Here is a 22,095-nt window from a genome sequence, read left to right as displayed (position 1 = left end):
TTTGCATAGGTATTAAAACAGAGCGCGAAAGGAGTGGCTTAAGTATGTTGACCGAAATCCTTGTTGTTAGTGTTGCCTTAACGGTCTTGAAGGGTGTTACCCTTCTTGTCTCTTATATTAACAATAATGCTTTTCCTCAACCACTCAACGAGAAGGATGAAGCCCATTATTTACAGATTCTAAGAGCAAGCAAAAACCCAGAGGTTACCGCCAAGGAGCAAATTAAAGCAGAATATGCCCGCAATAAGCTCGTGGAGCATAATCTTCGTTTGGTAGCTCATTTAGTAAAGAAATTTGATGGTACAGGGGAAGACAGCGATGACCTAATCTCCATAGGGACTATCGGATTGATTAAAGGAATTGACACCTTTGATCTTGGGAAAGGAACAAAGCTAGCCACCTATGCAGCCCGCTGCATCGAAAATGAGATTCTTATGCATTTGCGCTCGCTGAAAAAGTCCCGAGGAGAGATTTCCATCTATGATCCCATCGGGGTGGATAAAGAAGGAAATGAGATTTCTCTGATGGATGTTCTGGCATTCGAGGGTGAGGCAATCTCGGACCGTATTGAAAGTGAATTTGAGCAACGAGTACTCTTAGATAAAGTAAAGAATTTAACCCGAAGAGAACGACTTGTTCTGCAACTACGCTATGGCTTGATGAATAGCCCACGACGCACGCAGAGGGAGATTGCCAAAGCCTTAGGAATCTCACGTTCCTATGTCTCGCGTATTGAGAAGAAAGCAATTCAAAAGCTAATGGAACAAATGGAAGATCATGATCCAAGAAAATCATAAGAAGCGATGACAAACACAGCCTGGAAGGAGATAGCTTCTGAGGGCTGTGTTTTTGCTTTGCTGCTCTAAGGGATTTTGCAAATGGATCAGAATGCTACTTGTCAGATGTATATGAATAATATATAGTAATATAGTAAATAACGAAACTAAATTTCGCATAATTTGCAAAAAGGAGAATTATTGATGGATATCAGTCTGGATGCTTTTGATAAAGCTATTATTAATGCTTTGCAGGAAGACTCCTCGATTTCTAATTTAGAATTATCAAAGATGATTGGCTTATCACCCTCAGCCTGTTTAGCCCGGACAAAGAATCTGAAAGAAGAAGGGGTTATACAGCACTATACAGTATTTGTTGATGAGAAGAGAATAGGCATTGAATTGATAGCCTTTACTATGGTGAACCTTTCGCCGTTGAATCGGGAAATAGCCAATAATTTCTTGGCAACCATCAACGAGATATCGAATGTTTTGGAGTGTTATACTGTGACCGGTAGCCGTGATTTTCTCTTAAAAGTCGTCGCCAAGGATATCTCATCCTTTCGAGACTTTATTATCGACACGATTATGGCAATTCCGGGCGTCGATAAAGTTGAAACGAGTATTGTCATGAATACTGATAAACGCACTTTAACCATACCCCTAGTCCACGATTAAGAAAATTAGTGGCAAGTGCTCGAAAAGTGCTCGACAAAGAACGGAGAAGAAGAGGAGAAGAATCTATATGCAGGAAAAAATAAAAGCCTTTAAAGTGGCATTTCCCTACACCCTGCCTGTCATGACCGGCTATCTGTTTCTTGGCATGGCTTTTGGCATACTGCTCAACAGTAAGGGCTATCATTTTGGCTGGGCTATCCTCATGAGTGTTTTTATATACGCCGGATCCATGCAATATGTTGCTATTAATTTACTCACCATCGCCTTTAATCCATTGAATGCTTTTATTATGACTCTGATGGTTAATGCCAGACACCTATTTTACGGACTTTCTCTTCTGGGGAAATTCGGGGAGAGCGGCAGAAAGAAACCCTATCTGATGTTCGGTCTTACGGATGAAACCTTCTCCATTCTCTGTGCTAGTAATCCTCCCCCGGGAGTGGATCGAGGCTGGTTTATGTTCTTCATAACCGTGCTCAATCATAGTTATTGGATTATTGCCTGTGCCCTAGGTGGAATTTTGGGTTCTTTAGTGTCTTTTAATACTAGAGGAATTGATTTCGTCATGACAGCTTTATTTGTGGTCATCTTTCTTGAACAGTGGAAATCGCAAAAGCAACATGCACCTGCGCTAATTGGGATTGGCGCTTCCGTTCTTAGTTTATTAGTGTTTGGGCCAGCGAATTTTATTATCCCGTCCATGATCCTGATTATTTTGGTATTTACCTTATTGAGGAGACCTTTGGAGAACTTAACTAGCCTAGAAACGACCGATAAGCTCGAAGAGGTAGGTTGAGTAGAACGAATGATTGAAAGGAGGAAAAGGCATGCTAATATCTGCACAACAATCATTGATTATTATCGCTATCATCGCTTTGGGGACTTTTCTTACGCGTGCGCTGCCCTTTCTACTATTCCCGTCCCACCGAGCAACCCCGCCTTTTATCCTCTACCTAGGGAATGTGATTCCATTTGCGGCTATTGCCATGTTGGTTGTGTACTGTTTAAAAAATGTATCCCTCCTGGCGGCCCCTTATGGGCTTCCCGAAGGGATAGCAATTGCTTTTATCGTGGTTATTCATTTGTGGAAAAAGAATGTACTCCTGAGTATCGGTGGAGGAACAGTGCTCTATATGGCGCTAGTGCAATTCGTATTTGTTTGATCTTCGTCTAGTAATAGGTCAGGTCCATGAGTCATGACTCATATACTTTACAGACGATTGCCTATTTTCTCGCCGAAGACGACATAGGTTTCAATACCTAATTTTGTTTGTTCGATAATATCGGCATCGATTTTAATTTTATTTTCTTCAAAGAAGAGAAGAACTGTTGAACCGCCGAACTTGAAGTACCCCTTTTCTGCGCCACGGGCCACTCTATGCTGAGGGGTATAGGTTTGGATAATGGACCCTACAAAAGTTGCACCCACTTCTATATGGAGAATATCCCCAAAATGATCGGAGCGAAAAATACTCCATTCTCTTTTATTCTCGCAAAAGAGTTTTTCTACTTTTTGCAAAGCCATCGGATTAACGGAGTAATAAGCACCTTTGATGCGGTAGGAGGTTTCACAGGTACCACTATCGATAAAATGAAAGCGGTGATAATCCGTGGGGCATAAGCGCAGAATTAAGCAGGTGCCCTTCTGATATTTCGAGGCGATTGCTGGGCTTTTGATGAGTTCCTTTAAGCTATAGGTAAGGCCTTTGACTTGAACCAAGTTGTCTAAATCAATATGCTCATAAGCAAGGACCTTGCCGTCTCCTAGGGAAATCAAAGAATCCTCGTGAGAATCGATGCTACGTGCTGAGGGCTTTAATTTTCGATAAAAGAAATCATTAAATGAGGAAAACTCCCTAAGTTTTTTCTCGGCAATCGATAAATCCATATCAAATTTATTAACGAATGGATTAATTTTTCGTCGGCTGATGCGACGGTCCAGATACCAACCATAAAAGCTGGAACACATCTTTTTCTTGACAACGGCTTCAAGTAATTTCATGCCTACAGGAGACGAATAGGTCCACCGAATCATTTTTTCTCCTGCCACTTTTTCTATCTGATAGTTTTTTGTTTTCCGGTCATAATATTTTATCAACTATTTTTCAACTCCTATACTGGCTATTTTATAATATTTTCTTACTTTCCACCAGAGCCTTATTTTTGAATCGGGTGCAAGATAATCTTCATGTTTCATAGGACAAATTCTATTTAACTTGCCCATAATTAGACTCTAGGATATAATAAGTAAAAAATGTCATGTCGGGGAGGAAAGTATGTTTGATCTCTTCAGGCCGACTTTTCAAGCGGATTCATTAGACAGCATATCCATGGATCTACTAGAAAGGGATGGTATTCGCGGACTAATCTTAGATCTTGACAACACGATGACCCCCTGGAATGACGTGGAAGTTGGACCCAAGGTTGAAGCTTGGTTTAAAAAACTTCAAGAAGCAGGAATCAAGGCGTGTGTGGTTTCCAATAATAAGCGCAAACAACGCGTAGCGGTTGTTGCCGATCGTTTAGGAATTCCTTTTGTTTTTCGGGCCACCAAACCACGTCGTAAGGCTTTTCGCGCGGGAATGAATATCTTGGGTACCGGAACTACGGATACGGCTGTTATCGGAGATCAACTGTTTACAGATATCCTCGGCGGGAATCGGATGGGGCTCTATACCATATTGGTTCTGCCTATTAGCGATCATGAATTTGTGGGTACCAAAGTATTGCGCAGGATGGAACGAGTATTGGTCTGGTTAATGAAACATTGCGATTCATCCGAGCCTCATAGTCCAAAAGTGCGTTGATAGAAGTGTTGATTAAGGAATTATATGACGAATGAACGATGACGGAATGGGAACACCATTCCGTTGTGTTTATCCATACTAGAGGCCATGAAGAATTATGTTTTCTTATAGTCACGAATTTTGGGGGGATAGACTTGGAGAAACATTTTGCAGTGATTGGGGACCCCATTGCCCATTCCCTATCTCCGATCATGCATCAAGCGGGATATAAGACGGCGGGGTATGTGGCAGACTATCAAAAGTTTCAAGTAATACCAGAGGCCCTAGGAGAAGCTGTTCAAGGTCTTCGGGCTCTGGGCTTTACAGGCTGGAATGTGACCGTTCCCCATAAAGAAGCCATCCTCCCTTATCTGGATGAATTAACTGTAGAGGCTCAGCGGGCAGGGGCCGTCAATACGGTAAAAGTAAAGCAAGGACGACTCGTGGGTCATAACACGGATGGTTCCGGATTGGTCCGTTCCCTTGAGGACTATCTGGAATTAAGTGAAGCTAAGAAGATTGTAATTTTGGGAGCTGGTGGGGCAGCCAAAGGGATTGCCATGGCTTTAGCCCCTTTTAACGTCGATCTATTGATCCTCAATCGTACCCCAGAGCGGGCTAAGGAACTGGCCCAGAAAGTCCGTGAATACGGAGGACAGGCCAGTCAAGCAGCTTGGGGACCAGGAGAGTGGATAGCTCAAGCGGATTGCCTTATCCAAACCACCAGTATTGGTTTAAAAAATGAATCATACCCCTTTTCCCTCGAGGGCATACGCCCCGGGAGCGTAGTTGTGGATATTATCTTTAATCCTTGGGAAACTCCCTTTTTGAAGTCCGCTAAGACCTTGGACTGCCGGGTTCTCAACGGAATCGATATGCTGCTTTACCAAGGGGTAAATGCATGGGAGTTTTGGTTTGAGGATCGGGCTCCCGTGGAAGCCATGAAAATGGCTTTGTATCAACAGTGCAAGCCAATCAGATAAAGCCTTATGACTGAAGGAGAGGGTCGAGATGAAGGTAATGCAGGGGAGCAAAATGCTCTCCAAAGGATTTACCTTGCTGGAAGTCCTTTTGGTCCTGACTCTTTTGGCGGGGGCAGGATTTGTTTTATTGGTGAAACTACCGGTCCAGATGGAGAATCGCAACTTATCTTTAGCGAGCACTCAAATCGTCCAAGATTTGCGGGAGGCAAGGACCAGCGCCTTAGCCGAAGATGTTTGGTATGAGATTCGTTTTTATGAAAGCAACGACACGTATAGAATTTATCGAGAGGGATCCTTAGTGAAGAATAGTTCACTTCCTCAGAAAATTAGCTTTGCCAATCGTCCCAGTACCGTTCGTTTCTCTGCTGGGGGCACTACCAGTTTTGTGGGCAGTCCTCCTTTGACGGGTACGATTTCCCTGACCAATGGCAAGAGCACAAGAAATGTGATTACGGCATTGATTACAGGCAGAGTTCGGGAGGAAGTAAAATGAGGAGGGCAAGTAATGCGTTATTTAACAGCTGGGGAATCCCACGGACCTAAGCTTGTGGGCATTCTGGAAGGGGTACCGGCAGGAGCGAAGATAGATAAAGAACTAATCGACCAGGCTCTACAGGAGAGGCAAAAAGGCCCCGGTCGCGGGGGACGGATGAAAATAGAAAAGGATCAGGTCGTTATTCTTTCGGGAATTCGGGGCGGAGTAACTACAGGTGCTCCCATTGCCCTGGAAATCCTTAATCGCGATTGGACTAATTGGGAAAAAGTAATGGCTTGGGGCAGTGACGCTGACTTGGAAAGCCGTAAAGTTACCACCCCTCGGCCTGGGCATGCGGATTTAACAGGTCATCTGAAGTACCGAACAGAAGTGCGCAACGTCTTAGAGCGAGCAAGTGCCCGAGAGACTGCCATGCGAGTGGCAGTGGGTAACGTTGCTCTGCAAATCTTAACTGCCCTTGGGGTAGAGATTCGTGGGCAAGTTCTCGGGGTGGGGAAAATCCAACTACAGATGGAAGATTCACCTGAGCACTGGGAGAGGGTTGATGCTTCGGAATGGAAGGTTGGGGATGCTCAAAGTGAGGAAGCCTTATATGCCCAGCTCAAAGAAGCACAGATTAAGGGCGAATCCCTAGGGGGGATATTACAAGTTCAAGTGGACCATCTACCACCCGGACTAGGTTCATATGTGCAGTGGGACAGAAAGCTGGATGGTCGCCTAGCTCAGGCCGTGTTATCCGTGCAGGCTATGAAGGGTGTTTCTTTCGGTATGGGCTTTGCAGCGGGGGAACACTTTGGGTCAGAGGTGCATGATCCCATCGGCTATGATGACGGTCGTGGTTATTATCGTTTTAGTAATAATGCGGGAGGAATTGAGGGGGGCATGACCAATGGCGAACCCATTGTTCTTCAAGCAGTCATGAAACCCATTCCTACCCTTTACAGTCCTCTCCAAACGGTTAATATGGAGAGTAAAGAGATAATGGAAGCCAGCGTAGAGCGCAGTGATGTGTGCGCGGTTCCGGCAGCCCTGATTGTTCTCCGGCATGTGGTGGGATGGGAGATTCTTCAGGCAGTTCTAGAAAAGTTCCCTTCAGATACTTGGGAAGAGTTGCATAAGGCTTGGCGGGATTATTTTCAATATGTGAGTGAGCAATAATATGGACAATAGTATGGACAATAGTATGACAAAGGATATAAATCGTATTGGGATGGATGCTCCCAAGGATAATGTTATTCTTGTAGGCTTTATGGGAACAGGTAAAAGCACAGTCGGTAGGCGGTTAGCTAAACTTTTGGGTCGGGATTTTATTGATACAGATGTGGAAATTGAGAGGTTAACCGAAATGACTGTCTCGGAGATTTTTCGCAGGCACGGAGAAACGCGTTTTCGATCGGAAGAGCGACTTCTAGTAAAGCGTCTAGCCGACCAAAAGGGCTATGTCATTGCTACAGGCGGAGGGACAGTCTTAAACCCTGATAACTGGCAGGACTTGGCTCAGAGCGGTGTAATTATTGGTTTATATGCCCCACTTGATGAGATCTATAAGCGTATTGGCTATCGGAATGATCGTCCTCTGCTTAGGGGCGACCGGCAAGTGGTAGAGGAGTTGTGGGCAAAGAGACAACCCATCTATAATCAAGCCAATTGGACTGTTGATACAACAGATAAAGGGATTGACGAAGTTGTCCAAGAAATATTTGACCGTTGTGAAGGAGGTGCGCTGCATGCAGGGACAGAGGATTGATGTAGCATCAGAGAAACCTTATCCAGTTTTTCTGGGGGTAACACTAGAAAATCTGGGGGAATATTTAGCCACCCGCATCGGGATGGGGGAGCACCTATTAGTGGTTACTCATCCCAATATCGCTGAGCTCTATCTGGATTCGCTGAAAAAGGGACTCCCATCTTTTCGAGTGGATACCTTGATCGTACCTCAAGGTGAGGAGGAGAAATCCTTAGAACGAATTAGTGAATTAACTTCAGCGGCAATCGCTTATGGTGCTGATCGGAAAACTGTGGTCTTAGCACTGGGCGGCGGAGTAATTGGAGATTTAGCCGGTTTCTTCGCTAGCATGTTTATGCGGGGTATGCGCTATGTGCAGATTCCCACAACCCTTCTGGCCATGGTCGATAGTAGTATCGGTGGGAAGGTAGCGGTAAATCATCCGGCCGGGAAGAATCTCTTGGGTGATTTTTATCCCCCTCTAGCGGTTTGGACAGATTTTAGCACCTTAGAAACCCTCCCTTGGGAGGAAATGCTTAACGGTCTTGCTGAAACCGTGAAGCACGCAGTCATCGCTGATGAAGAGCTGCTTTCTTTTGTTGAAAGACATGCACAAGATATAAAGGCACGTAAGCCAGAATTATACAAAGAGCTCGCTTCCCGCTCCTCTGCTGTTAAAGTTAAGCTGGTTTCTGAGGACGAGACAGAGCAAGGCAAGAGGATGTTTCTTAACTTCGGACATAGTTTTGGCCACGCTCTCGAAGCTGAGATGGCCTATCAAGGGATTACCCATGGACAAGGGGTGAGTATTGGCATGGTGGCAGCTACTCATCTAGCACAAGAACGGGGATTGATGTCCAATGCTGAGGTACAACGGTTGATAAATCTTCTTAAGAGTTTCGGGTTGCCCGTAAGCATTAAAGGGAAAAATCCCCAAACCCTAATCGATCTCATGGGAGCGGATAAGAAAAACTATCAAGGACAAAAGGTCTTAGTTTTACCGAAAGGGATCGGTCAAGCAATTGTGGTTCGCGATGCTAAGGATGAAGAGATCATGCGGGCCTGGAAGAAGGTCATTAAGTAATTTTATTTTTGTTCTTACTTGGTTTATTTTTTTGGGTGGTAGATATTGTTTATATCTGTCCACCCTTTTTTTCTAGAATTGTCGTAAAATACCAAAAAAAGGATTATCTTGAAGCAAGAAGAAAACATTGCTCTAAATTAGAGAAAGAATGTCTAATGAGAATAAAGAAGAAGGATTTCTTTATGGAATTAGTAGAATAGTATTGTTTAATCGGATTAGGACTAATTTACTATATGATATAGGAGAATGGGGCTATTTTATGGAGAAGAGAAGCCAAGAAGGTTTTACTTTACTTGAAATGCTGTTAATCCTTTTTCTTATCATGGCAGTCATATCAATTGCTGCACCTCGATTCAGTTCTGCCGATGGTGTCACTCGCACACAGATCGATGCTGCGAATCGAGTACGTATTGAAGGGGCAGTCGAGCTATATAAAATGGATACGGGAGTACTGCCCCAGCGACTGGAAGATTTGTATTTATCCCCTCCTGAGGTCAAAGGCTGGCGGGGACCCTATCTCGACGAGGAATTAGTTAAGCCAACAAGGGGCGGAGAACCCTATGAGCTGGACGAAAGAGGAAAAATAACCCATGACGATTAACCGCAATCAAGGCTTCGTTTTATTGGATGTGGTCCTAGCCCTATTTCTTTTCACACTGGGCTTTGCTGCTTTATATGGCTTAAGCGAAAGTGCTATAAAAGAAGCTGAACAAGCACTCCGAATCACGGAAGCGGCCAATAAGGCCCAAAGCATTTTGGAATCCCTTGCTGGGGATTCTTGGCGGGATAACATCAATGCCGGTCGTTGTCTACCCGGAGGAGAAGTAGAAGGATGGGAGGGAATCTTCCGTTGGACGATAGATGCTGATTGGGAACTCCCGGAGGAGCTAATACGGGTGAGGGTGGAGATAGCTTGGCTAGAACAAGGAAGTGTACGGGTTTATTGCTTGGAAAATCTTTATGCTATGCAATGATGGCTTGGAGGAGGGTGACCTAGATGGATGGCCAAATCCGATATAGCGATCTAGGCTTTACCTTAGTTGAGGTTTTGTTTTCCTTACTACTTACGGGGATACTCTTGGTGGTATCCTTACAGTTATTCCTTGACCAATGGGGCACTAGCCGGGTTTGCAAAGATAAGATGGAGGCTCATTATGCCGCTGTCACTGCCGGGAGATTAGTCAGTGATGCCATCCGTGAAGCGGAGTCCGTACAGTGGGCGAACAAAAACGGAAAATGGACTTTAACGGTAAACCCTAGTAGAGAGGCTGATAGTGATCATTATTACCTGGAGGATAAAAATAATGATGGTGTTAAAGATTTCTACCGAGTCCATAAAGGAATTGATAACCCAGTAGTCAGTGGAATTGTGGATTGGAATTGCGATCAAGGAGAGTCGGGACTATGGACCATAAGCTTCCAAGGGCAAATAAGGAAACAGAATGTGTTTTGGCAAGGAAAAATCAGGGTGCGAGACACCGTGAATTAGGCTACATTACCCTGCTTATGCTTGTACTTTTAGCTACTCTTTCAGCCTATGGGTTGGAAATGTATGTTCAAGCCCATGGAGAAAACAAAATTGCTCGTAAGGAGGTCAGCTCCCGCCAAGCAGTCTATGGAGCGGAGAGTGGGATAGAGTGGGTTAAGGTAAAGCTAAGAGAGGATCCAAGCTTTAGCGAAGGAGATCTTCGTATCGGGGATGGTAATGTGCATGTTCAGGTTGTAGGCAATGAAGGGAGATATGCCCTGACTTCATCAGCACACTATGGGCAGATCAAGCGCAAAATAAAAGTGATACTTCTAAAAGTGGATGAACAATGGGAAATTGAACAGTATCAGGAGATTCATGGAGATGAATAAGATAACTCTTTGGGGCAATCGCCGCCAGAAGGCTCATTACCAAGTAAACTTAAAAGAGAAATGGAAGCACTCTACATCACTCGGGGGAGGATTTGGTCAATATCTCATGGCACAGAATAGTATTGACCCTAGTCAACTGGCCGAGGCTTTACGCGAACAAAAGGAAACAGGTGCGCGGCTTGGCGAGATTTTGACGAACAAGAAGGTGCTGACTAAGGAACAAATGCTCAATGAACTCAGCAAGTACTTAGGCGTTGCTCAAATCGATCTGAATCAAGTCACTATTGACCCGAAAGTGGCCTCCTTATTAAACGAAGAAGCAGCTATGCGTTACGGTGCTATCCCAGTAGAAATAAAAGATAGAATTATCCAGGTAGCCATGTTCGATCCAGGTAATCATCGTGCCGTGGAGAATATTCGAATATTAACAGGATTTGAAGTGGAACCCTTGCTCGTCTCTGAGGATCAGGTGGTGTCCGCCATTAAAAAGTTCCTCACCGTTGAGAAGAGTATTGCTGAACTGGCCTTGGGTCAGGAGGAATTAACGGACCGAGGGACGGAACGGATTAGAGGCTTAGATTGTGAGGAAGGGCATGACGCTCCCACCATCCAATTGGTGGACTTTCTTCTTGGGGAGGCTATCATGCTAGGGGCAAGCGATATTCATTGGGAGCCCGGAGAAGCCGCATTACGAGTGCGGTTTCGAATTGATGGTAAGCTGGAAACTAAACGTTCCTTCCCTCTGGGGGTTGCGCGGAATCTTCTTGCGCGAATAAAAATTATGTCAGGTATGGATGTGTCGGAACGCCGCCTTCCCCAAGATGGAAGAAGTACGTTTGCAGTCAATGGCAAAACGATTGATCTTCGAGTCTCCAGTCTTCCTAGTATCTATGGGGAGAAAATCGTGGTGCGTATACTCGATGTGGATACGGCAAAACGCACTTTACTGTCTCTAGGCATGAGCCTAGAGGTTGAAAGCAGGCTTCGACGTTTGATCAAGGAACCCCACGGCATTATTCTTGTGGTCGGGCCGACGGGTAGCGGGAAAACCACAACTCTCTACGCTTTGTTACAGGAGCTGGTCTCTGAAACACTCAATCTGGTGTCTATTGAAGATCCGGTAGAGTATCAGCTGCCTGGAGTTGTATCCGTACAGGTTCAGCCAAAGATTGGGTTGACTTTTGCGCAAGGACTGCGTTCGATTTTGAGGCAGGATCCCGATGTGATTATGATTGGTGAAATCCGTGATGAGGAGACTGCTCGTATTGCCATAGCTGCGGCCTTGACCGGACATCTTGTTTTATCCACTTTACATACCAATACAGCAGCTGAAGCCTTCACACGTCTTCTGGATATGGGAATCGAACCCTATCTCGTTGCTGCAGTTGTGCGGGGTGTTTTGTCCCAACGCTTAGTTCGTCGTCTTTGCAATCATTGCAAGGTGCCTTGGAATCTGGACTTTCTAGAGAGGGAGGTTATGGATCTTCCAGAGGGCATCGGGCAAGTCTATAAGGCCCAAGGATGTCCTTTCTGCCGAGAGACGGGATATTCAGGGAGAATTGGCATCCATGAACTACTTCTCTATCATCAGGACATAAAAGAATTGGTCTTAGAAGGTAAAGGTTCACATTGGATAGAAGAAAGAGCTATTGCCGGAGGGATGGTGTCCTTGCGCATAGATGGCTATAGGAAAGTTCAAGAAGGACTTACGAGCCTTGAAGAGATATGGCATTCCACCAGTCGAATACCGAGTTAGGAGAGTAAAATATTGCTAACGTTAAAGAGGGAATAGTAATGAGGAATTACAGTTTTTCCTGGAAGGCCTTGGATCAAGAAGGGAATACCTTCGAAGGAATATGGGACGTAAAGCATGATACAGAGGTTAGAAAGCGTTTATATGCCAAAGGATATTATCCCTTAGCCATTGTGCCTCGAGGGCGTAAGCTAACCCTATTGATGGGGTATCTTAATTATTTGAATGTGAAAAGTGACAAACTCAGGATCTGGGCAAGTATCACCCACCGCCTAGCTCTCCTGCTCCAAGCAGGAATTCCTTTACTTCTTGCTATTGATATCCTGGCAAAGCAGCATAAAACATCTCGAATCAACCGTTACGGATGGGATCAGGTAATAGAACAGCTGGAAGCAGGGGCAGAGTTTTCCGATGCTCTGGAGGTCATGGCTCTTCCCCCTACTCCTTATATTAAGGCGATGGTTCAAGCAGGGGAACGAGCAGGCAAGATGCCCGAGGCTCTTGGCACATTATCCGGAGAATTAATGGAGGAGCATAAGTATCGGAGCAAATTAAGGGGAATTCTAGCTTATCCTCTCTTGCTTCTAATACTGACTTTAGGAATCATCTATACATTAAGCCTCATGGTATTGCCAGTCTATGAGCGAATTTTCCTGAGCATGGGGGCTGAACTCCCAATGCTTACACAGATTATTTTTCGAGTTTCCCATAGCTTACCCGCATTGATCCTTTTGATTGGTTTGGGAGGGATTTTATCTTTTATAGTGCTACGTATCCGCAATCAGGATTACTGGCAAGAGAAATTCAGGGACAAGTTATGTTATATACCTCTTTTCGGCAAAGTGTATCAACTGAATGATCATCTGAAATTTTCTCAGGTGTTAGGGACGCTACTAGAGGCTGGAGTCCCCCTCTTGGAAGCATTAAGGTTGACTCGAGATACAGTACAGACCTTTTCAATGAAGAACCTTGTCCTCGAGCTTGAGGAGGCAGCCCGAATGGGCCGAAGATTGGCCCCCGTCCTTCTGCATACGGGTGGTTTTCCCAAGGATGCTGCGCAGATGATTGAAGTGGGAGAAGAGTCTGGGCAGCTTAGTCCCATGCTGCATCATTTGAGCAAGCTGTTCCGAATGGAGCTTGAAGACCAAATGAATAGGGTTCCAAACCTTATTGGGCCTTTGCTTGTGATGGTCTTAGCGGGAATCATAGGACTTGTAGCCGTTGGTGTACTGTTGCCTATTTTCGATCTTGGGACACATATTCAGTAAGTGCTCCCTATTTCCTAGAAGGAGTGAACGAAATATGCAGTTTGAGCAAAGGAAAGGTAAAGAAGCACAACAGGGGTTTACCTTAGTAGAAGTCTTATTAGTGGTCTTTATTCTAGCTATGCTGTCTGCTATTGTTATTCCCAGATTGAGTGCGAGCTCAGAGATAGCGCGAAGGAATGCCGATATTTCGACAGGTCACCAAGTGAAGTCTGCTTTAGACCGCTATCAAGTAGAAAATGGAATTTACCCAAAAACAATGGAAATCATCCGCGATACGAGTGGAAATATTACAGCCGCCCCACTTATTCCTAAGTATATTAGCAAACTCACCCAAGATAATACCCAACAAGACGCTGCGGCAGGTAAAAAAGGTTTTGGAGTTGCCTCATTATCAGCAGACGGATCGATACCTGATGATGCGGAGAGCAATCTTATCATGTTATATCTAACAACGGATGGTTCTGCAGCGGAAGTACGAGTCTACGACTCAGGGCTAAACAAGGTGTTGTGGAGCTCGGCAAATTAACTTAGTTTTACACATGGAAAGGACGAAGCGCGTGGGAATTGAAGCCTCTTTATTTTTTGGACTATTAGGGATTATAATCGGTAGTTTTTTGAATGTAGTTATTTACCGTCTGCCTCGAGGAGAATCTGTAGTCTTCCCTGGGTCTCACTGTACTTCCTGTGGACATCATCTCCGACCTTGGGAATTAATACCCATCCTAAGCTTTCTGTTTCTAAAAGGGCGATGTTCGCTATGCCAGACAAAGATTTCCTGGCGTTATCCTCTATTGGAGCTTCTTAACGGTGTACTGTACTTTTTCGCCACCTGGCAAGACAACACAGGATCTATACTCCAGTTAGTAATTAACTTCTATTTTCTTTCCACCCTTCTAGTCCTAGCCGCAATCGATTGGGATACTTTTCGTTTGCCGGATCTGTTCACTCTCCCGTTACTGGTAATCGGTATTGTGGTAGGTTTTGCTTCGCCTCATGGCCTTTCAGGGTGGGAAAGCCTCGGAACAGCCCTAGGCGTTGGGGGGGTATTTTGGCTGATTGCCTGGAGCTATCCCCAAGGCATGGGCTTTGGGGATGTAAAACTCATCGCTGGGCTAGGGGCCTTCTTTGGAGTGCCGGAGATATTCATTGCTATCTTCATCGCTAGTTTTGTGGGATCAATAGTTGGGCTGGCCATGATATCTTTTCAGATGCGAACCTTCCGTGATCAGATTCCCTTTGGGCCTTATCTGGTTTTAGGGGCCTGGATTGTCTTCTTTTGGGGGAAGCAAATAATAACTGTATACACCACCCTTGTTAGCTAATAGTATTCATTTCTGGAGGGTCAACTCATGATCTCACAGGTTCGGTGGAAAGTATGTGTGGAGATAACCGCGGACGAATTGCGTTGGCTTTGGTGCTCTTATAAAGGTAGAGAAGGGAACGCTATTATTGCAGTTGAAAAGTTTGAAACGGTCCCTCTTCCTCTAGGCATCATCGAGCAGGGCAAGGTTCAACAACCCGGGGAATTCCTATCGATTGTCAAGAGGTACGTAGAGGAACGAAAAGTCGAGTTTAGATTGCCTTGTCATCTAAAACTACGGATTGGTTTACCCATCCAAAACCAATTCATCCGTGAGTATTCTCTCCCTTGGGCTAGAAAAGGTGATCGCAAAGGACTCCTAAATTACTTAGCTGAAGAAGAGATACCGATTCCTAAAAAAGAATTGATGGTTGATTATTTGATTCGTGAAGAGAAAAGTTCCCCCCCTCGCTTAAACGTGATTTTAGCGGGCATAAGGAAATCAGTCCTTACTCCTCTTGTATCCAGTTTTCAAGCAGCAGATATTGAGATTGAGCGGGTGAGCTTTTCTCAATTAGTCTGGGGAAATGCTCTGAAATTTAAACCACAGGACAATACCCTTATTCTCCGTCAAGAAGCTGGTCAGATTTTAGGCATTTACTATAAGGGGAAGACTCCAGAGATGATCCGGAGCGTACCTGCAGCTGCTTATAGCTATGGGGAGAAAGAATGGGATAGAGAGATTCATCGGCTGTTGCTTCATTTTTCTTCATACAACGAGCAAGGTGACTTGCATAGGATCCTCTGGGGTCGGGGGAGTGAGACGGCTGAATTGGGCAAACGAATCGTGGAATATCTGCACCGTGTCCATGGACAAGAGTCCGTTTTACAAGAGGTGGATGAAGCGTTCTATGCTGCATTTGACAAGGAACTGCTTCAAGCCATACCTTGCCCCGAGCCGGAAAAACTTCTAACCGTATTGGGAATAGCTCTTGATCAAGAGAAAAACCCCCTTAATAATTTTTGGCGAGGGGAAATGAGAAAGAAAAAGTCCCACCGCGTGAAAACGGTAACTGCAGGATTTCTTTTGCTCATCAATTTAATTGGACTGGGTATGCTGGCATCCTCTCGATACACCTTAGATAACATGCATAATGAAGTTAACGGACTTCGTGAAATGAAGGCTAACGTAGCTTTAGCAGAAGAACAACAGAGAGAGCAAGTAGAAGCTTGGGTAATGGTTAAAAACAGTCCGACCACAGTCGGTCTAGCTATGCAAGAATTATCATCTTATAATCCAGAGAGAATTCAGCTCGAGCGGATGGAACTCAAAGGGAATAACTTACTGATGCAAGGGGTGGCCAAGGAGTCGCTGGAAGTGCAAAGTGTATTTCAAGATCTCGAAGCTGGGGGATGGGAAAATGTCGTGTTGAGCAACTATCATGTAGCAGAGAAACCCCTTGTGGAGCACATGCCTATTCAATTCACATTAAAGGCCGTGCGCCATGAATAGACCCTGGAAAATATTCATGAAACCGACTGCAAAAATACTTGAAATAGCCCTCCTAGGCTTATTTGTTGTGCTTTGCTTAGTTAGTGGGAGACTCCTGCTTAACTGGCTTGAATACCAGAGTCTTCTTGAAGAATCGGCTTTAGATGAGTCATTAGCTTCAGTTCAGAGCTCCGGCGAGAGATTAGCTGAAGATATCCCTCGTTTGGATGATTTATTGGTGACTATCGATGAATGCGTAGAGATATTCAGGACAGAGGACGTGAATGTCCGTTCCTACAATTTAGAGGATATTCTTAATGAAGGAAACAACGCCTCCCTTCTCCATTCCGCATCAATTCGCTTTAAGCTCCAAGGACCCTGGCAGGGAATAGAGAAGGGATTAATTCGGGTTGAAGGTATAGGGGACCAAGCCATTGGGGTAGAAGAGGCTGCCTTAGGTAAAGGTGGAGGAGAAGTTCTCCTGAAGATTTATTTTGTGGCACCTGACAACTTCTCTTCGCCATAAGATGGGAGAGAGGGGGTGTGCCCGTGGAAGAGTATGTGATTCAACAGGGAGATACCTTTTACCGGCTTGCACAACGGTGGGGAGGTACCTGCGCAGAATGGCAGGTAGCCAACCCGGGTTTAAATCCGGACTATCTGCAAATTGGTCAGAAGGTTTACCTGCCTAGAATGACGAATCCCAGAGGTAACGAACAATATGCCATGATTACCCCACAGCAAGGGATGGAGTATGCAGGGGATCATTTAGATGATATTGAGATGGAGATCGAAGGAGTAAAATTCAGGGTAAAACGGATTGGCGAAAGCAAAATCCCTCATGAAATACATCTCCTGGTACCGAGAACCGAAATTCGCAAGGTTCAGCCCCACGGCATAAATGGACCCTGTGAAGTTCAGATTATGCTTAGTAATGTAAATATAATTCACTCCCCACGCTTAATGAGCGACCCACCTCGGTCGATGTCCGCAAATGATGGTGGAATGAACCAAGGAAGTCAAGTGAGTAACCGACCAGGCAATGCTGCTCCTGAGCTCTCTCAAATCAGCGAACTGCGTTCTGATACTCGTCCGGACTCATCTGGCTTGTGAAGAAAGCAAGCCAAATAACCCAAGTAACCCAAATAACAGTAAATCCTCGGAAATTGAGCCTCGGGCTCTATTTTTTTAATTTTTGTTCATTCTACTAGTCGAATGAACAAAATTATGGTAAGATTTTGTGGTAAATGGCGTGATTTAAGGAAGTGAAGGTCATGGGAAAGCTTTGGGTGCTACATGGCCCCAATATGAATCTGTTAGGCAGTCGAGAACCAGAGAAGTATGGGACGCAAACTCTAGAAGACATCAATCAGGCATTAATCAAGCGGGCGGAAACGGCAGGTATTCCGATTCAAGTAGCTCAAACTAACTTTGAGGGGGAAATCATTCAATGGATCCATAGCATGGGACCTGAAGATTTCTTAATTATTAACCCTGGAGCATGGACACATTATAGCTACGCTATTCGTGATGCTATTGCCAGCGTTCAGGTGCCGACGATTGAGGTTCACTTATCTAATATTCATGCACGAGAAGAGTTTCGGAAGACCTCGGTCATCGCTCCGGTCTGCCGAGGACAGATCTCTGGCTTGGGAGGAAAAAGCTATAGTTTAGCTATGCAATATGCACTTGAGCTCTTGACACGGCAGGCATAGCTAGTTCATGATTAGAATGCTTGCTTGTATATTGGTAAAATTTTGTCTTATCGAAGTAAATTCGTTTCGAGTGGGACAAGCTAATTAATAAATATTAAATGATATTTAGGGGGATATTTTATGATTTCATCCAATGAGTTTAAGACTGGCGTGACGATTGAAGTGGATAATGATGTGTATACAATTGTTGAGTTTCAACATGTTAAGCCTGGTAAGGGTGCTGCTTTCGTAAGAACAAAGTTAAAGAATGTAAAGACCGGAGGAATTGTTGAGCGGAAGTTTAATGCGGGCGAAAAGGTGCCGAAGGCACATGTGGAGCGCCGGGAAATGCAATACTTGTATAAAGATGGCGATTTTTATGCGGTAATGGATAACGAAAGCTATGAGCAAACCTCCTTAACGGATGCTCAAATTGGTGATGGGGTAAAATATCTGAAAGAGAACATGAATTTGGGTGTGCTCTTCTTTAATGGTGCTGTCATCGGTGTCGATCTTCCTAATACGGTTGTGCTTGAAGTGGCTCATACCGAGCCTGGTGTTCGCGGTGATACCGCAACGGGCGGATCTAAGCCTGCTACCCTAGAGACAGGTGCTGTAGTTCAAGTGCCTTTCTTTGTTAACGAAGGCGAAAAGCTGATAATCGATACACGAACCGGTAACTATGTCCAAAGGGCATAAATGAAAGAACCTTTAAGTCTGCTTAATATCGAACTATGTATTTAGAATCATAACTCCTCCTTTCGGGAAACCTTTTGTTAGAAAAGGTCTACCAGAGGAGGTTTTTTGTTTTATGAAATTAAGTGTGATTCCCTTGGGCGGAACCGGAGAAATTGGCAAGAATCTATTGGTCTTTGAGTATGGTGATTCCATAATCGTCATTGATGGTGGGGTTAAGTTCCCTGATGATGAATTGTTAGGATTGATCTTGTTATACCGGACATATCCTATCTAGAGAAACGCAAAGATAAAATTCTAGGGATATTTATCACCCATGGACATGAAGATCATATTGGTGGACTGCCGTTTATCCTGCCAAAATTGCAGGTTCCTGTCTATGGCACGAAGTTGACCCTAGGATTGGTCAAAGCGAAACTAAGAGAACGGGGAGGGTATCCCGAAGATAAATTCAGAGTCATCAATCCCGGTGAACCGATTAAAGCCGGAGACTTTGAAGTTGAAGCCTTTCGAGTCACTCATAGTATACCGGATGCCGTGGGTTATGGTATATTGACTCCCATCGGCAGGGTCATTTACACGGGGGACTTTAAAGTAGACTATACCCCTATTGATGGTCAAGAAATGGATCTGGGGAAGTTAGCTGCTTGGGGCCAAGAAGGAGTGCTGGCGTTGCTCTGTGATTCAACGAATGCGGAGCGCAGTGGCTCGACCATCTCGGAGAAGGTCGTCGGAAAGACCCTAATGGACGCTTTCTCCAGAGCAGAAGGGAAAATTATCATGGCTACCTTTGCATCTAACGTTCATCGAATTCAACAAGCCATTGAAGCTGCAGCTATTCTAAAACGAAAAATATGTGTGGTTGGTCGGAGCATGGAGGCAGTGGTAGCCACGGCGCGGGATTTAGGTTATCTACACCTCCCTGATCCAGAGATATTGATTGATACCAGCGATGTAAATGAGATTGCTCCTTCCAGATTACTCATCTTAACAACCGGAAGTCAGGGCGAACCGCTAGCGGCTCTGACCCGGATGGCCACCGGAAGTCATCGTCAGGTCAATGTTTCGGCAGGAGATACTGTAGTGATTTCGGCAACTCCTGTTCCGGGAAATGAAAAACTCATTGGCAGGACCATCAATCACCTTTTCCAAATTGGTGCGGATGTGATCACGAAGGATATGGGTTTGGTTCATGTTTCAGGTCATGCCAACCAAGAAGAGATTAAATTAGTTATCCGCTTAACGCGGCCCAAATTCTTAATTCCTCATCACGGTGAAGTGCGTCATCAGGTGGCATTTAGTAAGATCGGCAAACTTATGGGCTATCATGACAAAAAGATTGCCTTGACTCAGATTGGAACTCGAGTGCTACTAGACGGACAGACGATGGAACTGGCAGAACGTGTTGAATCGGGAAGCGTTTTTGTGGATGGATTGGGCATCGGCGATGTGGGGCAGATCGTCTTGAGAGATCGACAGCAGCTCTCTCAAGATGGAGTTGTCGTCGTGGTGGCAGCACTCAGCAAAGGTTCGCCGACCACCTTGGTATCGGGGCCTGATATTATCTCCCGTGGCTTCACTTTTATGAAAGAAGCAGAAGAATTAGTGGAGGGGGCTAAGAAAGTTGTGGCAGCCAGTATTGAAACCCAGATTGGCAGAGAACGATGGGAATGGGGAGTGCTCCGAGGGGGTATCCATGAATCCCTAAGTCAATACCTCTGGGATAGAACTCGCAGAAGACCAATGATTTTGCCAGTTCTTCTTCAGTTTTAAAAATACTTGCTAAAGAGATTGGGTTGCCGGGAGAGGCAGTCCGATCTCTTTTTTGTTGTCACTATTTGGGTCGGCCAAGTTATTCGAAAAACTTGGCTGCGTATGTCTAAAAGCTTGCCTTCGGACATACCTTTTTACAAAGGGGGACAACACCGTGTCGCTGCATTATACTTTTCATCCCATCAACTCAAATCCAGAACCAAAACACCGAGGAAAAGGGACTGTGCATCAGACCCAGGATAACTTGAGTCGCTGGTTTGGTGAAAATCTGGCTAGTATTCTCTTGCAGATTCAGGGGATAGCGTTTGAGGATGTTGAAGAAATCCGATTGCGCTTGGAAAGGCCTCTTTTACTTCTTGGTAATCATAGAGAAATTTTCATCGATGGTCAAGGAAGAGCGGTTCCGCCGGAAAAGGGGTATCGAATCCAGCGGGAAGATATTTTACAGGCATTAGAGCGCATGACTCAAAGTTCTCTCTATGCTGCAGAAGAAGAGATGAAACAGGGATTTATTACTTTGCCCGGGGGTCATCGAGTCGGAATTACGGGTGAGGCTATTCTGAAGCAAGGTCAAGTCCAGACTTTAAAGCATATTTCTGCATTAAATATTCGAGTAGCTAAAGCCGTCGAAGGAAAGGCGGAACATATTCTACCCAAACTTCTCAAAAGAGATGGATCACTGTACCATACCTTAATTCTTTCACCCCCAAGGGCAGGAAAAACCACCCTTTTAAGAGATTTGATCCAAAAGATTAGCGATGGTAGTCCTACTCTCCATACTCAGGGGCAGACGGTGGGGGTAGTAGATGAGCGAAGAGAGCTTGCCGGAATGTGGCAGGGTATCCCTGCCTATAATTTAGGCTATCGCACCGATATTCTAGATGGTTGCCCCAAACGTATGGGAATCAATATGCTGATTCGCTCCATGTCTCCCCAAGTGATTGCTGTCGATGAATTAGGACATCCGGAAGATGTGGAGGCGGTGCTGGATGCTTTACGAACGGGTGTGAAAATTCTAAGTACCGCTCACGCTTTAAATCTCGAAGAGGCGTTAAGCCGCCCAACTTTAAGAGTGTTGTTTGAATCCGGAGTCTTTGAACGGGTCGTGGTCCTCAGTCGGCGTCATGGCCCCGGAACAGTGGAAGAGGTTATCGTTTTGAAGCAAGAGCTGGACTGTCATCGAGGTAAAGTAAGGGAGGGATAATTCGTGATTTGGGCTGGAGCCTTCTTATTGATTATGGGCTGCGGAAGCATAGGCCTCTATCGAGCAGCACTCATTCGCAAGCGACCGGTGGAATTAAGGGAGTGTCTAACCGCCCTGGCCCTCCTCGATACCGAGATATTTTGGGGAAGTACACCTTTGCCAGAGGCCTTTGCGATTTTAAGGGAACGAACGGATGGTATATGGTCGGATTTTTTTGCAGAACTTTCTGAGCGACTGCAAGGGGGTGAAGGGGCTAGTTCCGCGTGGAATGCCACCATTGACCATCAGATACCTCGCTTTTGCCTTAAGTCCGGAGATTGGCAGGTGATTAAAGACGTCGGTAAAGGGCTGGGACGATCGGATCGCCAAGAGCAGCATAAACACATTGAGCTCGTGAAGCAGCAGATTTCTCTAGTTAAGGAACAGGCAACCCAAAGCTCTGAGAAACAAGCCCACATGTGGTCCTATCTCGGATTCTTGGGTGGAATTGCTGGAGTTCTCTTCTTAATTTGAGCAGATGGAGTGG

General features: G+C 45.1%; 26 protein-coding genes and 1 pseudogene. 26 read left to right on the top strand and 1 reads right to left on the bottom strand.

What is annotated here, in order from left to right; translation table 11 throughout:
- Positions 1 to 44 precede the first annotated feature (44 nt).
- The 4 genes from sigK to DESDI_RS11890 all read left to right on the top strand — a co-directional run bounded on the left by sigK (position 45) and on the right by DESDI_RS11890 (position 2,617).
- On the top strand, positions 45 to 797 hold the full coding sequence (gene sigK / locus DESDI_RS11905) for an RNA polymerase sporulation sigma factor SigK (protein WP_015262861.1): 753 nt from the start codon (positions 45 to 47) through the stop codon (positions 795 to 797).
- A gap of 183 nt (positions 798 to 980) precedes the next feature.
- On the top strand, positions 981 to 1,454 hold the full coding sequence (locus tag DESDI_RS11900; RefSeq protein WP_015262860.1) for an Lrp/AsnC family transcriptional regulator: 474 nt from the start codon (positions 981 to 983) through the stop codon (positions 1,452 to 1,454).
- A 67-nt stretch (positions 1,455 to 1,521) separates the two neighbouring features.
- Positions 1,522 to 2,250, top strand: coding sequence for an AzlC family ABC transporter permease (locus tag DESDI_RS11895; protein ID WP_015262859.1), 729 nt, complete (start codon positions 1,522 to 1,524; stop codon positions 2,248 to 2,250).
- A 31-nt stretch (positions 2,251 to 2,281) separates the two neighbouring features.
- Positions 2,282 to 2,617, top strand: coding sequence for a branched-chain amino acid transporter permease (locus DESDI_RS11890; protein ID WP_015262858.1), 336 nt, complete (start codon positions 2,282 to 2,284; stop codon positions 2,615 to 2,617).
- Positions 2,618 to 2,664: 47 nt separating this feature from the next.
- Here DESDI_RS11890 and DESDI_RS11885 read toward each other — a convergent pair whose 3' ends face one another.
- On the bottom strand, positions 2,665 to 3,552 hold the full coding sequence (locus DESDI_RS11885; protein WP_015262857.1) for a phosphatidylserine decarboxylase: 888 nt from the start codon (positions 3,550 to 3,552) through the stop codon (positions 2,665 to 2,667).
- Between the two features lie 178 nt (positions 3,553 to 3,730).
- Between DESDI_RS11885 and DESDI_RS11880 the strand changes: the two genes are divergently transcribed.
- The 22 genes and pseudogenes from DESDI_RS11880 (at position 3,731) to DESDI_RS11770 (ending at position 22,082) form a co-directional block, all read left to right on the top strand.
- Positions 3,731 to 4,261, top strand: coding sequence for a YqeG family HAD IIIA-type phosphatase (locus tag DESDI_RS11880; protein ID WP_015262856.1), 531 nt, complete (start codon positions 3,731 to 3,733; stop codon positions 4,259 to 4,261).
- Between the two features lie 134 nt (positions 4,262 to 4,395).
- Positions 4,396 to 5,223, top strand: coding sequence for a shikimate dehydrogenase (aroE, locus tag DESDI_RS11875; RefSeq protein WP_041219449.1), 828 nt, complete (start codon positions 4,396 to 4,398; stop codon positions 5,221 to 5,223).
- 28 nt (positions 5,224 to 5,251) lie between these two features.
- Complete coding sequence (locus DESDI_RS11870; RefSeq protein ID WP_015262854.1) at positions 5,252 to 5,716, top strand: prepilin-type N-terminal cleavage/methylation domain-containing protein; 465 nt, start codon at positions 5,252 to 5,254, stop codon at positions 5,714 to 5,716.
- A 12-nt stretch (positions 5,717 to 5,728) separates the two neighbouring features.
- Entirely contained in the window at positions 5,729 to 6,877 is a 1,149-nt protein-coding gene (gene aroC, locus DESDI_RS11865; RefSeq protein WP_015262853.1) for a chorismate synthase, read from the top strand.
- A gap of 25 nt (positions 6,878 to 6,902) precedes the next feature.
- Complete coding sequence (locus DESDI_RS11860; protein ID WP_242825396.1) at positions 6,903 to 7,466, top strand: shikimate kinase; 564 nt, start codon at positions 6,903 to 6,905, stop codon at positions 7,464 to 7,466.
- Complete coding sequence (gene aroB / locus DESDI_RS11855) at positions 7,447 to 8,529, top strand: 3-dehydroquinate synthase (protein WP_015262851.1); 1,083 nt, start codon at positions 7,447 to 7,449, stop codon at positions 8,527 to 8,529. The genes DESDI_RS11860 and aroB overlap by 20 nt, the downstream gene beginning before the upstream one ends.
- A 259-nt stretch (positions 8,530 to 8,788) precedes the next feature.
- Positions 8,789 to 9,130, top strand: coding sequence for a type II secretion system protein GspG (locus DESDI_RS11845; RefSeq protein WP_041219442.1), 342 nt, complete (start codon positions 8,789 to 8,791; stop codon positions 9,128 to 9,130).
- Positions 9,120 to 9,503 (top strand): hypothetical protein, encoded by a 384-nt coding sequence (locus DESDI_RS11840; protein WP_015262849.1) that lies wholly within the window; start codon positions 9,120 to 9,122, stop codon positions 9,501 to 9,503. The genes DESDI_RS11845 and DESDI_RS11840 overlap by 11 nt, the downstream gene beginning before the upstream one ends.
- A 23-nt stretch (positions 9,504 to 9,526) precedes the next feature.
- The gene (locus tag DESDI_RS11835) at positions 9,527 to 10,018 is read left to right on the top strand and encodes a PilW family protein (RefSeq protein WP_015262848.1); all 492 of its coding nucleotides are present in this window, start codon (positions 9,527 to 9,529) and stop codon (positions 10,016 to 10,018) included.
- Entirely contained in the window at positions 9,979 to 10,389 is a 411-nt protein-coding gene (locus DESDI_RS11830) for a hypothetical protein (RefSeq protein ID WP_015262847.1), read from the top strand. The genes DESDI_RS11835 and DESDI_RS11830 overlap by 40 nt, the downstream gene beginning before the upstream one ends.
- On the top strand, positions 10,382 to 12,145 hold the full coding sequence (locus DESDI_RS11825; protein WP_015262846.1) for a GspE/PulE family protein: 1,764 nt from the start codon (positions 10,382 to 10,384) through the stop codon (positions 12,143 to 12,145). Before DESDI_RS11830 ends, DESDI_RS11825 begins: the two co-directional genes overlap by 8 nt.
- Positions 12,146 to 12,183: 38 nt before the next feature.
- On the top strand, positions 12,184 to 13,410 hold the full coding sequence (locus DESDI_RS11820) for a type II secretion system F family protein (protein ID WP_015262845.1): 1,227 nt from the start codon (positions 12,184 to 12,186) through the stop codon (positions 13,408 to 13,410).
- A gap of 34 nt (positions 13,411 to 13,444) precedes the next feature.
- Positions 13,445 to 13,936, top strand: coding sequence for a type II secretion system protein (locus DESDI_RS11815; protein WP_015262844.1), 492 nt, complete (start codon positions 13,445 to 13,447; stop codon positions 13,934 to 13,936).
- A gap of 31 nt (positions 13,937 to 13,967) precedes the next feature.
- Entirely contained in the window at positions 13,968 to 14,732 is a 765-nt protein-coding gene (locus DESDI_RS11810) for a prepilin peptidase (RefSeq protein WP_015262843.1), read from the top strand.
- A gap of 27 nt (positions 14,733 to 14,759) precedes the next feature.
- Positions 14,760 to 16,223, top strand: coding sequence for a PilN domain-containing protein (locus tag DESDI_RS11805; RefSeq protein ID WP_015262842.1), 1,464 nt, complete (start codon positions 14,760 to 14,762; stop codon positions 16,221 to 16,223).
- Positions 16,224 to 16,239: 16 nt separating this feature from the next.
- A complete protein-coding gene (locus tag DESDI_RS11800) occupies positions 16,240 to 16,728 on the top strand; it encodes a hypothetical protein (RefSeq protein WP_015262841.1) in 489 nt (162 codons plus the stop codon).
- Positions 16,729 to 16,751: 23 nt separating this feature from the next.
- A complete protein-coding gene (locus DESDI_RS11795) occupies positions 16,752 to 17,315 on the top strand; it encodes a LysM peptidoglycan-binding domain-containing protein (RefSeq protein ID WP_015262840.1) in 564 nt (187 codons plus the stop codon).
- A gap of 161 nt (positions 17,316 to 17,476) precedes the next feature.
- Positions 17,477 to 17,917 (top strand): type II 3-dehydroquinate dehydratase, encoded by a 441-nt coding sequence (aroQ, locus tag DESDI_RS11790; protein WP_015262839.1) that lies wholly within the window; start codon positions 17,477 to 17,479, stop codon positions 17,915 to 17,917.
- Positions 17,918 to 18,037: 120 nt separating this feature from the next.
- Positions 18,038 to 18,595, top strand: coding sequence for an elongation factor P (gene efp / locus DESDI_RS11785; protein ID WP_015262838.1), 558 nt, complete (start codon positions 18,038 to 18,040; stop codon positions 18,593 to 18,595).
- Positions 18,596 to 18,707: 112 nt separating this feature from the next.
- Positions 18,708 to 20,365, top strand: a pseudogene (locus tag DESDI_RS11780) (ribonuclease J).
- 154 nt (positions 20,366 to 20,519) lie between these two features.
- Positions 20,520 to 21,569, top strand: coding sequence for a stage III sporulation protein AA (spoIIIAA, locus tag DESDI_RS11775; RefSeq protein ID WP_015262836.1), 1,050 nt, complete (start codon positions 20,520 to 20,522; stop codon positions 21,567 to 21,569).
- A gap of 3 nt (positions 21,570 to 21,572) precedes the next feature.
- Positions 21,573 to 22,082: a stage III sporulation protein AB gene (locus tag DESDI_RS11770; RefSeq protein WP_015262835.1), complete on the top strand. Its 510-nt coding sequence runs from the start codon at positions 21,573 to 21,575 to the stop codon at positions 22,080 to 22,082.
- Positions 22,083 to 22,095 lie beyond the last annotated feature (13 nt).

This window comes from Desulfitobacterium dichloroeliminans LMG P-21439 (assembly GCF_000243135.2).
In the GTDB taxonomy this organism is placed as follows: Bacteria; Bacillota; Desulfitobacteriia; order Desulfitobacteriales; family Desulfitobacteriaceae; genus Desulfitobacterium; species Desulfitobacterium dichloroeliminans.
This window is presented reverse-complemented; position numbering and strand designations above follow the sequence as displayed.

Excerpts from the sequence above, each read along its gene's own strand:
- sigK (WP_015262861.1), top strand. The coding sequence starts at position 45 with ATGTTGACCGAAATCCTTGTTGTTAGTGTTGCCTTAACGGTCTTGAAG.
- DESDI_RS11900 (WP_015262860.1), top strand. The coding sequence starts at position 981 with ATGGATATCAGTCTGGATGCTTTTGATAAAGCTATTATTAATGCTTTG.
- DESDI_RS11895 (WP_015262859.1), top strand. The coding sequence starts at position 1,522 with ATGCAGGAAAAAATAAAAGCCTTTAAAGTGGCATTTCCCTACACCCTG.
- DESDI_RS11890 (WP_015262858.1), top strand. The coding sequence starts at position 2,282 with ATGCTAATATCTGCACAACAATCATTGATTATTATCGCTATCATCGCT.
- DESDI_RS11880 (WP_015262856.1), top strand. The coding sequence starts at position 3,731 with ATGTTTGATCTCTTCAGGCCGACTTTTCAAGCGGATTCATTAGACAGC.
- DESDI_RS11870 (WP_015262854.1), top strand. The coding sequence starts at position 5,252 with ATGAAGGTAATGCAGGGGAGCAAAATGCTCTCCAAAGGATTTACCTTG.
- aroC (WP_015262853.1), top strand. The coding sequence starts at position 5,729 with ATGCGTTATTTAACAGCTGGGGAATCCCACGGACCTAAGCTTGTGGGC.
- DESDI_RS11860 (WP_242825396.1), top strand. The coding sequence starts at position 6,903 with ATGACAAAGGATATAAATCGTATTGGGATGGATGCTCCCAAGGATAAT.
- aroB (WP_015262851.1), top strand. The coding sequence starts at position 7,447 with ATGCAGGGACAGAGGATTGATGTAGCATCAGAGAAACCTTATCCAGTT.
- DESDI_RS11845 (WP_041219442.1), top strand. The coding sequence starts at position 8,789 with ATGGAGAAGAGAAGCCAAGAAGGTTTTACTTTACTTGAAATGCTGTTA.
- DESDI_RS11840 (WP_015262849.1), top strand. The coding sequence starts at position 9,120 with ATGACGATTAACCGCAATCAAGGCTTCGTTTTATTGGATGTGGTCCTA.
- DESDI_RS11835 (WP_015262848.1), top strand. The coding sequence starts at position 9,527 with ATGGATGGCCAAATCCGATATAGCGATCTAGGCTTTACCTTAGTTGAG.
- DESDI_RS11825 (WP_015262846.1), top strand. The coding sequence starts at position 10,382 with ATGAATAAGATAACTCTTTGGGGCAATCGCCGCCAGAAGGCTCATTAC.
- DESDI_RS11820 (WP_015262845.1), top strand. The coding sequence starts at position 12,184 with ATGAGGAATTACAGTTTTTCCTGGAAGGCCTTGGATCAAGAAGGGAAT.
- DESDI_RS11815 (WP_015262844.1), top strand. The coding sequence starts at position 13,445 with ATGCAGTTTGAGCAAAGGAAAGGTAAAGAAGCACAACAGGGGTTTACC.
- DESDI_RS11805 (WP_015262842.1), top strand. The coding sequence starts at position 14,760 with ATGATCTCACAGGTTCGGTGGAAAGTATGTGTGGAGATAACCGCGGAC.
- DESDI_RS11800 (WP_015262841.1), top strand. The coding sequence starts at position 16,240 with ATGAAACCGACTGCAAAAATACTTGAAATAGCCCTCCTAGGCTTATTT.
- aroQ (WP_015262839.1), top strand. The coding sequence starts at position 17,477 with ATGGGAAAGCTTTGGGTGCTACATGGCCCCAATATGAATCTGTTAGGC.
- efp (WP_015262838.1), top strand. The coding sequence starts at position 18,038 with ATGATTTCATCCAATGAGTTTAAGACTGGCGTGACGATTGAAGTGGAT.